The following is a 5,736-nucleotide window of genomic DNA, read 5'->3' as shown; positions in this document are numbered from 1 at the left end:
TCCCGGCCTTCGCCGGGACCCATAACCACCGAAACTCGGTTGTCGCGCACCGACTAGCCGCGTGCCCTTTGCGATGGCTGCGGCGTATGGGTCCCGGCCTTCGCCGGGACGACAGTTAGGGATGCGGCACGGTCCGCGTGCCAAAAATCGCCGAGCCCACCCGCACATGCGTCGCGCCCATCGCGATCGCCACCGCGAAATCCGCGCTCATGCCCATCGAGAGATTTGTCAGCCCGTTGCGCGCAGCGATCTTGGCACAGAGTGCGAAATGCGGTGCCGGCGCCTGGTCGACGGGCGGGATGCACATCAGTCCTGAAACCTGCAGGCCATACTTGTCGCGGCACGCCGCGATGAAGGTATCCGCGTCCTGCGGCGCGACGCCGGCCTTCTGCGGCTCCTCGCCGGTATTGATCTGGACGAATAGTTCCGGGTGCTTCCCCTGATTTTTGATTTCCTTGGCTAACGCTTCGCAAATGCTGGCGCGATCGACCGAATGGATCGCATCGAACAGCGCGACCGCCTCCTTCGCCTTGTTCGACTGCAACGGCCCGATCAAATGCAGCTTCACACCGGGATGAGCTTGGATCAGCTCCGGCCACTTGCCCTTGGCCTCCTGCACCCGATTTTCGCCAAATACGCGCTGTCCGGCGCCGACAATCGGCAAAATTGCGTCGGCCGCGAATGTCTTCGACACAGCGATCAGCGTCACCGACGCGCGGTCGCGCCGCGCCTCCTTGCAGGCACGCGCGATCTCCTGTTCCACGGCGGCGATGCCATGTGGTGAATCAGCCGATAACGGCGTGGTCGGGCTTTGCGTCATGCTTGTGCCGTTCTCTGACAGGTGCGGGGGTTGGCTCGAATTTTACCAAATTCGGGAAAGGCTTTTTGAAGCCCTGCATTCTACCTTGCACGCGGGCAAGGGAATAGAATGTCGGGCGTCACTTTCAACCGCAACCGGGTCAGGCTCAAGAAGGTTCTGGGTATCCGTGCCCGGCTCGCCTTGCTTGCTGTGATGCTGGTCGCGCCGCTGATGCTCGATCGCGTCCGCACGCTGGAAGATTCCCGCAGCAAGCAGATCGCGCAGGCCGCGGCCGGCTATGCCAACCTCACCGCACACGCCGCCGAGACCCAGCGCGAAGTGGTGTCCTCGGTCGAGACCATGCTGAAATCGGCCGCCTATATCCGCGCCTCCGGCGGCGTTGGGCAGAGCTGCGAGGTGCTCCGCGCCAGCCTGCCGACGGTGCTGCCCTGGATCCGCAGCATCATGTTCGTGTCCAGGGACGGGCTGGTGCAATGCTCGACGCTGAACAGCCAGGTCGGGCTCAGCATCGGCGATCGTGAATATTTCAAGAAGGCGCAGGACAATCGCGGCTTCGTGTTCAGCGACTATCTGCGCGGCAGGACCAATGGCCGCGCGATGATGATGGCGGCCTATCCGGTGGCCGCGATCAATCCGGAACAGGACGCCATCGTGGTCGCCGGCATCAACATCGACTGGCTGTCGCAGATCATGGCCAATCTCGGCGGCCAACCCGGCATGTCGGCCGCTTTGGTCGATAGCACCGGCGTCGTGATCGCGGCTCCGTCGGATCATGCAAGCCTGATCGGCCACTCACTCGACACCATCCCCTTGATGTCGGCGATTGCCGAGAAGGCGCTGAGCTACGACGAGCCGTCAGGCTCGGTGTCGTTCACGGCCTCCGACGGCGCACAACGTACGCTGAGCTTTGCCCGCATCGCCGGAACGCAATCGCGGCTGATCGTCAGCATGGACGAGGCCAAGGTGACGGCGGCGATCAACCGCGAGATCCGCACCGCCTATCTGCAGCTCGGCTTCGTCTGTCTTTTCGTTTTGCTGGGTGCACTGGTCGGCGCGGAACGGCTCGTCATCCATCCGATCGAGCTGATGACCGGCATGGCAAGGCGGTTCGGTGAAGGCGACTGGTCGGCGCGCGTCGCCAAGCACAAGCTGCCGTCGGAGTTCGTCCCCTTGGCGCGCGCCTTCAACGCGATGGCGGCGCAGCTCAGTCAGCGCGAGCGCGAGCTCGTCGAGTCCAACGACCGTCTCACCGTGATGGCCTCGATCGACGCGCTGTCCGGCCTTGCCAACCGCCGCGGCTTCCAGAGCCGGCTCGACTTCGAATGGATGCGGGCGCAGCAGTATGAATGCGAGCTGTCGCTGATGATGATCGATGTCGATCACTTCAAGCTCTACAACGACACCTACGGCCATCCCGAAGGCGACGCCTGCCTGACGCGGATCGGCGAGGTGCTGTCCGGCATCGCCGCCGATACGATGGGCTTTGCCGGCCGTTATGGCGGCGAGGAATTCTGCTTGCTGCTGCCGAACACCGATGCCGCGCATGCGCTGGCGATCGGCGAGACGGTGCGCACCGCCGTGCTGGGCCTTGCCGTGCCGCACGCGCCCTCGAGCCATTGCGTCGTCACCGTCAGCGTCGGCGTCGCAACGACCAAGCCGAACGAGACCCAGCGCCCCGGCGATCTGATCGAAGCCGCCGACGCCGCCCTCTACGCCGCCAAGCGCCGCGGCAGGAATGCCGTGATCGAGCATGGCTTCCTGCAGACGCTGGATGAAGCCGGGATGGCGCTGGCGAGCTAGCTGCATCGCCCCGTGCAGGTGGAGCAGCATCGAGAGCTCATCGCTCGCGCCAATAGAGAAAATGATTGCTGGCGTTCTCATCGACACGCAGCGGGATCGTACCCAATTGTAGTCCGGATGCCGCCGTGACCCGTTTCGGATCCCGGTGCGCCACTGCTATTAGGTCAATGGTGCTGCCGGATAGCCCCTCGTTGCGAAGTTGCCGGGCATCCCTCTACTCACCATCGTGCGGCCATGCTTTGGTCAAAACTGCGTTGAGTGCTTGGCGGGAACATCGACGTCATGACAATGCGATTCGCCGCTTTTGGTGACACTGGATCAGGGGACAGGTCGCCACCGCATTCCTGAGATGCCCACTGCAAAGGCTTGCGATGGAAATGGCAAGGTTCGACAAAGCCAAGATGCTCGCTTTTGGCGACGCTCGGGCCATTGCGACCTACGCGGTCGAAATCCTGATAATTGCCGCGATTTATGGCGGCCTTGCCGAAGCCGCGCGGCTCTATCCGGCGATCAATCCAACCGCGACACTGCTATGGCCACCGACCGGGCTTGCGCTCGCGCTGGTCCTGCTGCGCGGCTACCGGATCTGGCCGGCGATCCTGGTGGGGGCTGTCTCTCCTTACTTTATGGCCGACCGATCGCTCCTGGAATTTGGCACCGCCGGGATCGGCAGCCTGCTTGCTGCATGTGCCGGGGGATGGCTGATCGACCGTTGGTCGAACGGTCGCCAGACGTTTGCCACGCCTGCCGGTGTCGCGAAGTTTGCAATCATTTCCTGTGCGCCGACCACGATCGTCAGTTCAACCATCGCCTCGGCCGGCTTCGCGCTCGCCAATGAATTGAGCCTTTCCGATTCCGTCGTCGCCGGGGTGACCTGGTGGCTTGCAGACACTGCCGGGACCCTGGTGATTGCGCCGCTCATCGTACTCTGGGCGACGATGCCCTTGCGCATTCCTTCCAAATGGAAGCTGCTGGAATCGATCGCTGTCCCCGCTCTCGCCGGCATCATCGGGATCGTTGCTTATAGTCCGCTCATCGGTAGCGATCTCATCAGCACTGACCTCGACGTTTTGCTGCCGCATCGGAGCCTGCTGGGCTTTCTGGTTCTACTGCCCTTGATCTGGGCCGGCCTGCGCGGCGATCGATGCACCGTGTCGACGGCTGCGTTCATTTTTGTCGGAATGGCGGTGTGGGGGTTTTCGGTAGGGAATGATCCATTTCCGAAAATGGATCCGAATGGCGCACTGTTATCCCTGCTCGTGCTCTCGATCAGCGTATCGGCACCTCCTCTTGCGCTGGCAGCGGCAATTGCGACGCGGCAGACCACGGAAGACGATCTTCTTTCTGTTCGGGACCAACTGAACGGTCAACTTGAACGGAGAGCCCTGGCGCTCGACAACATCAGGCGGCACTTCCAAACCCTTATCGAAGGCGTCGTCGACTATGCGATTTTTGCGCTCGATCGAGAGGGACACGTCACGAGTTGGAATAGCACCGCTCAAAAAATCATCGGCTACAGCTCGGAAGAAATCATCGGCAAGCATTTTGGAATTTTCTATCGGCCGGATGAACGCCGCGCGGGTTCGCCGGCACACGCGCTGGAAACGGCAATCGAAAGAGGCAAGTACGACGTGGAGGGTTGGCGCATCAGAAAGAATGGCACGCCGTTCTTCATCACGGGCTCCGTGTCGTCGAGCCATGATGACGCAGGAAATCTGATCGGCTTCATCAGTATTCTGCGCGACGCAACCGAGCGGCGCGACGCGGAGGAGAAGCTGGTCCAAGCCCGCGAACAGCTCGCGATGTCGCAGAAAATGGAGGCGATCGGCAAGCTGACCGGCGGGATTGCGCACGACTTCAACAATCTATTGATGATCATCGGAGGCAGCGCCCAGATCTTCACGCGCCTGCTTGATCCAAAACTGCCGAAAGCAATCGAAGCCATCCAGACCGCGGCCAAACGCGGCGAGAGCCTGACGCGCCAATTGTTGACCTTCTCTCGTCATCAGCATCTCAGCCCGACGGTCGTTGATCTGAATGCGTCGATCAAGAACATGCGGACCATGATCGAAAGCTCGCTGCGCGGGAACATCGTGTACAACGAGAACGTCGGTGAGGGCGTCGCGTCGGTCAAGGTGGACCTCGCCGAGCTGGAGCTCGCGATCGTCAACATCGCCGTCAATGCGCGCGATGCGATGCCGAGCGGCGGCACGTTCACCTTGTCCGTCCATGCGGTGACCGCGAACCAGGAGACCGGCGGCGATCGCCGCGCAAAGGCTTTCTTTGCGATAGCGCTTGGCGATACCGGCACCGGTATTCCGCCAAATCTTCTGTCCAAGATGTTCGATCCGTTCTTCACGACCAAGGAGGTCGGCAAGGGGACCGGGCTCGGCCTGTCCCAGGTCTATGGTTTCGCCCACCAGGCGGGTGGAACGGTGACGGCAGACAGCAAGGTTGGTCAGGGAACAACGATTACAATCTATTTGCCGTCCTGTGCAGACGAGCAAACCGCCAGCAAAGACCTCGCCGCCGCCAGAGCAAGACCGAAACAGCCGCAGCGGCAGACGGTTCTCGTCGTCGACGACAGCCCTGAAGTTGCGGATGTGACATCCTCGCTGTTCGAGCATCTGGGCTATGAAACGATCTATCGGGATTCGGCTGAAGCAGCGTTGAAACTGCTCGATGCCGGCACCAGGATCGATCTCGTCTTCAGCGATATCGTCATGCCGGGAACCATCGACGGCGTCGGGCTCGCGAGAGAAGTGCGGTCGCGCTACCCGGGTTTGCCGATCGCCCTTACGACCGGTTACAGCGACGCTGCAAATGCAGCACCGCCAAGCCTGAAGATACTCCGCAAGCCGTTCGACACCGAGGCACTCAGAGATTTCATCCAGGATCTTGCGCCCCCGAGATCAACGCGAGCATCCGTCGTGCCTCTGGCACCAAACACGACCGACGCTTTGCGCAGACATTGACCCGCCTCGGCTATGCGGAACTATGACCACCGGCGAAGCCGTGCATTCGGTGTCGTCCTGGCGAAGACCAGGACCCATTACCCCGCAGCTCGTGATTGCGCCAAGCTGGGGCCGCAATCCCTTATCCCAATAAAGCCCTGT

3 protein-coding genes are annotated in these 5,736 nt (G+C 61.8%); 2 read left to right on the top strand and 1 reads right to left on the bottom strand.

The window, feature by feature from the left end; genetic code table 11:
* Positions 1 to 115: 115 nt before the first annotated feature.
* Complete coding sequence (locus tag AKN84_RS43915; RefSeq protein ID WP_050426547.1) at positions 116 to 820, bottom strand: YggS family pyridoxal phosphate-dependent enzyme; 705 nt, start codon at positions 818 to 820, stop codon at positions 116 to 118.
* Between the two features lie 108 nt (positions 821 to 928).
* On the opposite strand from AKN84_RS43915, the gene AKN84_RS43910 reads away from it, so the two are divergent.
* Both AKN84_RS43910 and AKN84_RS43905 read left to right on the top strand, forming a co-directional pair.
* Positions 929 to 2,620 (top strand): sensor domain-containing diguanylate cyclase, encoded by a 1,692-nt coding sequence (locus tag AKN84_RS43910; protein WP_050426546.1) that lies wholly within the window; start codon positions 929 to 931, stop codon positions 2,618 to 2,620.
* A gap of 377 nt (positions 2,621 to 2,997) precedes the next feature.
* Entirely contained in the window at positions 2,998 to 5,595 is a 2,598-nt protein-coding gene (locus AKN84_RS43905) for an MASE1 domain-containing protein (RefSeq protein WP_244485801.1), read from the top strand.
* Positions 5,596 to 5,736 lie beyond the last annotated feature (141 nt).

Source organism: Bradyrhizobium tropiciagri (assembly GCF_001189845.1).
Lineage (GTDB): Bacteria > Pseudomonadota > Alphaproteobacteria > Rhizobiales > Xanthobacteraceae > Bradyrhizobium > Bradyrhizobium tropiciagri.
Note: the sequence above shows the minus strand (reverse complement) of the source record. Positions and strands in the feature narration are given on the sequence as shown.

Coding starts and splice junctions, on each gene's coding strand:
- AKN84_RS43905 (WP_244485801.1), top strand. CDS start 2,998: ATGGCAAGGTTCGACAAAGCCAAGATGCTCGCTTTTGGCGACGCTCGG.
- AKN84_RS43910 (WP_050426546.1), top strand. CDS start 929: ATGTCGGGCGTCACTTTCAACCGCAACCGGGTCAGGCTCAAGAAGGTT.
- AKN84_RS43915 (WP_050426547.1), bottom strand. CDS start 820: ATGACGCAAAGCCCGACCACGCCGTTATCGGCTGATTCACCACATGGC.